The following is a 3,914-nucleotide window of genomic DNA, read 5'->3' as shown; positions in this document are numbered from 1 at the left end:
GCCACGGTCTCCGGTGCCCCTTCCACACGGCGCGAACATCTGCTCCTCGCAGCGTACGCGGCCGGCTGGTTCGCCCGGCGCGGCCTGCACACCGGCCCCGGCCAGGTGGCCGCTGCCCCCGGCGCCCGGCTGCTGCTCCTCGCGCTGCTCGCGGCGACCGACGGCGACGTGCTGATCCCACGGCCGGCCGCCGAGTGGCACGCGGCGCAGGCCCGGCTCCTCGGCCGCGCCGTGCACACCGTTCCCGTCCAGGCGGAGAGCGGCGGCGCCCCCGACCCGGTCGCGCTGCTGGAGACCCTCGCGCGTCTGCGGGCGGACGGCGGCGACCCCCGGCTGCTCGTGCTCTCCGTCGCGGACGAGGTCACCGGCACCGTCCCGCCGCCCGAGATCCTGTACGAGGTGTGCGAGGCCGCCGCCGGTGCCGGGGTCCTCGTGGTGAGCGACGAGACGTACCGCGACACCCGGTTCGACCCGCACGACACGATGCTCGTCAGCCCGGCCGAGATGTCCCACGGCGACGCCGTCGCGCTGGCCGGGCTCGACGCCTGTCTGCTGCCGTCCGCCTGGCCGGCCGCCGTCGCCCGCTTCCCGGCCGGCCCGAACGGCGTGGAGCTGCGCCGGGCCACGGTCGCCGCGCTCGCGGCGATGGGCGCGGCCATCGCCTCCCCGGTCGCCGAGGCGGCGGCCCTCGCCCTGACCGAACCGTCGTCCGTCACGGCCCGTACCGGCGCCGCGGCCCGGCTGAACGCGGCGTTCGCGGCGGCCGCCGTACGCATCCTCGCGGACGTGGGCGCGGAGTGCCGCCCGCCCCAGGCGGGTTCCTGCGTGTACGCCGACTTCGACGAGCGGCGCCGGGAGCTGGACGTGCAGGGCGTCACCGGCGCGGCGGAGCTGGAGGCCTGGCTGGCGGCACGCCTGGGCCCGGGCCGCGTCGCCGGCGGCCACCGTTTCGGCGATCCACCGGACTCGCTGCGCGTCCGCTTCGCGCTGCTGCCGCTCTTCGCCGGAGCGGACGACGCGCGGCGCACCGCGGCCCTGGACGCCCCGCAGCCGCTTCGGTCGCCGCACGTGACGCAGGCGTTGGCGGAATTCGGGACAGTGATCGCCGAGCTGACGGGAGTGGTGCGATGAGGGAGACGGACATCCAGGCGGGCGGGGCGGGTTGGTCCCTGGGGTCCGTGCGGTCCGGACGGTTCGACGGGGCATCGGCGGGCGCGGGGGACGTCACCCCGGCGGCGAACGCGACCGCCCCGCGCCCCATCGGCGAGATCCGCTCCTGGCCGCGCGACTTCACCCACCGGCTGACCGCCCCCCTCCCCGGCGTGTCGATGGTCGCCCGCCTCGCCCGCGACGGCCACCTCCGTCCCGCCGCCGACGCCCTGCGCGAGATCCCGCAGATCCCCTTCGAACCGGGCAACATCCCCGCCGCCGACGCCACGACCGTCTCCGTGACCTGGGTCGGCCACGCCAGCTGGGTGATCCGCATGGGCGGCCTCACCGTGCTCACCGACCCCGTCTGGTCCCGCAAGATCCTCGGCACCCCCGCCCGGATCACCCCCGTGGGCGTGCGCTGGGAGGACCTGCCGCCCGTCGACGCGGTCGTGATCTCGCACAACCACTACGACCACCTCGACGCCCCCACCCTGAAGCGGCTGCCCCGCGCCACCGCCCTGTTCGTACCCGCGGGACTGGCCCGCTGGTGCCGGCGCCGGGGCTTCACCAAGGTCACCGAGCTGGACTGGTGGGAGGCCGCGGAGCTGCGCGGCCCCGAGGGCAACGCCGTCCGCTTCGACTTCGTCCCCGCCCACCACTGGAGCAAGCGCACCCTCCTCGACACCTGCCGTTCGCTGTGGGGCGGCTGGGTGCTCACGGACCGGCTCGGGCAGAAGCTCTACTTCGCGGGCGACACCGGCTACGGCCACTGGTTCGGGCAGATCGGCTCCCACCACCCCGGCATCGACCTCGCGCTGCTGCCCATCGGCGCGTACGACCCGCGCTGGATGCTGGGGCCCGTCCACACCGACCCGGAGGAGGCGGTCCGCGCCTTCGCCGACCTCGGCGCGCGGCGGATGGCGCCGATGCACTGGGGTACGTTCATGCTCTCCGCCGAGTCGCCGCTGGAGCCGCGCACGCGGCTGCTGGCGGCGTGGCAGAAGGCGGGACTGCCGGCGGACGCGCTGTGGGACCTGCCGGTGGGCGGCTCCCGGGTGCTGTGAGGCCCCGGCCTCCGCCCCTACGCGTGCCGCACCCGCCGCCACACCATCGGGGCCGCGCTGATCAGCAGCGTCAGGCCCACCGCCGCGGCCACGCCCTGCCAGGGCTCCGGGAACAGCGAGCCGCCCGCGATGCCGATGAGCGCGTACGTGCCCGCCCAGGCCAGGCACGCCGGCGCGTTGCCGCGGACGAACGTGCGCATCGGCATCCGGGTGAGCAGGCACGCCACCATCACCGGGATCCGGCCGGCGGGCATCAGCCGGGACACGATCAGCACGGGCACGCCGTGGGCGTCCAGCTTCTCGCGGGCCGCGGCGATCTGCTCCGGCGCGGTGCGCTCGGTGAGCCGGTCCAGCCAGCGTGAGCCGTTCCTGCTGCGCACGCCGCGCATGCCGAGCCAGTACAGGCACGTGTCGCCTAGGAACGCCGCGAGCGCCGAGACGACGAAGACGAGCAGCAGCGAGTACGGCGCCTTCTGGTGGAACGCGACGACCGCCGCGGAGCTGACCAGCGCCCCCGTCGGGATCACGGGCACCAGGGACCCCACCAGCACCAGCGCGAACAGCGACGGATAGCCGATCGCCTGCTGGGTCGACTCCGGCGGCACGGCGCGGACCGCGTCGGCGGCGAACTGGGCCGTACGGCCGGCGGGGAGGTTTCTCATCGGGCGGCCTCCAGCCGTACGGACTCGCCGTGCGCCAGCTTGTGCACGGCCGTGCCCGGTACGTGTTCCCCGGCGAGCCGGTGGAAGTCGTCGCCCGGCGCGTGGAACTCGTGCGGCCGGACGGCGTCCATGCCGATCGGCCAGTACGTGCCGTAGTGCACGGGCACGGCCGCCCTCGGCGCCAGTGCCGCGAGGGCCTGCGCGGCCTTGTGCGGGTCGAGGTGCTCCGAGCCCAGGAACGGGCCCCAGCCGCCCACGGGCAGCAGGGCGACGTCGCACGCGCCGACCTCGTCGGCCATGGAGTCGAAGAGGCCGGTGTCGCCCGCGAAGTACGTCCGCGCCTCGCCCTCCACGACGAACCCGAGCGCCTGGATGCGGTGCGGGCCGTAGGGCCAGCGGCGGCCGTCGTGCTTGGCCGGCACGGCGCGGATCGTGAGATCGCGGATCTCGGCGGTCTCGCCGGGGGCGAGTTCGGTGACGCGCAGGTGGGTCAGCCGCTTCAGCGCCGGTACGGCCGCGCCCGCGCCCCGGGGGAGCAGCAGCGCGGTGCCGGGGGCGAGCCGGGCGAGGCTCGGCAGATGGAGGTGGTCGGCGTGCAGGTGCGAGACGACGGCCACGTCTGCGTGGGCCGCCGCGGGGGGTGGCGGGGCGCCTCGCCTTCGCCGCAGATGCATCAGGCGCTGCGCGAACAGGGGGTCGGTCACGACCCTTACGCCGGAGTCCTGCACGGTGGTGGTGGCGTGGCCCCACCAGGTGATGTCGACCGGCACGCGATCTCCTTTCGTACGGGTCGAGGCTACGTCGTCCGTGTGTCTTGCGTTTGCGCCGGCTGGCGCGCTTCGGCGCTCCGCGCCTCAGTCCTCAAACGCCGGACGGGCTGGGGTGGTGGTGCGGTCCCGCTGCATCGTGCGCTTCGCGCTCGCGCCTGCGGCGCAATTCGGCGCTGCGCGCCTCAGTCCTCAAGCGCCGGACGGGCTGGGGTGGTGCCTGGGGCGGGCTCGGGTGGGGCCCCTGTCGTACTGCTTCGCTTGACGTA

Annotated in this window: 4 protein-coding genes; 2 read left to right on the top strand and 2 right to left on the bottom strand. The window is 75.5% G+C overall.

The annotated features are described in order from the left end of the window. Both AB0M28_RS40005 and AB0M28_RS40000 read left to right on the top strand, forming a co-directional pair. On the top strand, positions 1-1,131 hold a 1,131-nt coding region (locus tag AB0M28_RS40005), incomplete at its 5' end, for an aminotransferase class I/II-fold pyridoxal phosphate-dependent enzyme (protein ID WP_365415697.1). After that, positions 1,128-2,216, top strand: coding sequence for an MBL fold metallo-hydrolase (locus AB0M28_RS40000; protein WP_365415695.1), 1,089 nt, complete (start codon positions 1,128-1,130; stop codon positions 2,214-2,216). The genes AB0M28_RS40005 and AB0M28_RS40000, both read left to right, overlap by 4 nt. 17 nt (positions 2,217-2,233) lie before the next feature. Here the strand turns inward: AB0M28_RS40000 and AB0M28_RS39995 are convergent, their stop codons facing one another. Together AB0M28_RS39995 and AB0M28_RS39990 are read right to left on the bottom strand one after the other, a co-directional pair. Then, positions 2,234-2,878, bottom strand: coding sequence for a DedA family protein (locus AB0M28_RS39995; RefSeq protein ID WP_365415693.1), 645 nt, complete (start codon positions 2,876-2,878; stop codon positions 2,234-2,236). Next, complete coding sequence (locus AB0M28_RS39990) at positions 2,875-3,648, bottom strand: MBL fold metallo-hydrolase (protein WP_365415691.1); 774 nt, start codon at positions 3,646-3,648, stop codon at positions 2,875-2,877. Before AB0M28_RS39990 ends, AB0M28_RS39995 begins: the two co-directional genes overlap by 4 nt. Positions 3,649-3,914 lie beyond the last annotated feature (266 nt).

This window comes from Streptomyces sp. NPDC051940 (assembly GCF_040680895.1).
In the GTDB taxonomy this organism is placed as follows: domain Bacteria; phylum Actinomycetota; class Actinomycetes; order Streptomycetales; family Streptomycetaceae; genus Streptomyces.
This window is presented reverse-complemented; position numbering and strand designations above follow the sequence as displayed.